This is a genomic window from Frankia sp. CoWAU3, assembly GCF_977971855.1.
In genome coordinates, this window is the sequence record NZ_CDWWXB010000292.1 from 3,472 (window position 1) to 4,001 (window position 530).

The 530-nt window shown below is 72.6% G+C and carries 1 protein-coding gene; it reads right to left on the reverse strand.

What is annotated here, in order from left to right; translation table 11 throughout:
• Positions 1–483, reverse strand: a 483-nt coding sequence (locus AC08ON_RS17355) for a thiamine pyrophosphate-dependent enzyme (RefSeq protein WP_476617362.1), incomplete at its 3' end; no start/stop codon positions are given.
• Positions 484–530 lie beyond the last annotated feature (47 nt).

Genomic DNA, 530 nt, shown 5'->3' on the forward strand with positions numbered 1-530 from the left:
GTGGGCCAGGCCCACCGCATGGCAGGCCTGGGTGGCCAGCGGAGTCGACAGCGGCGCGATCCGGTGCTCCCGCGGATCGTAGCCGCTGTGCGCGTTCCCGCGCATCAGCGTCAGCGCGTCCACCGGGCGCACGCCCCTCGACACCACCGCCAGCGTGTCGCGGTAGCTGGGGAACAGCCAGTCCGACTCCCGCAGCACCATGGCCGCGGCGATCTGGCATGCCTCCTGGCCGGTGGACGCCGGGTACACGGCGAGGCGGCCCTGCCTGGCCAGGGTCGTGGCCTGCTGGTTGAAGCGCCGTCCCAGCACCAGACGGTGGTACAGGACGCGCAGCAGATCGGTGTCGACCTTCCCCGCCGCCTCCGTGCCGAGGACCCGGACCGGCTCGGGGTCGGGCAGGAGCGGAGCCGGGTCACGACGCGGACCGTGGGAGCTCGGCGGCCCGACGAAGCCGGGCGCGGTGCTGTCGTCGAGGATTGTCATGGTCCACCTTCGGCAGTTGGTGGCGGAAAGGGGCGGAATCAAGCGGT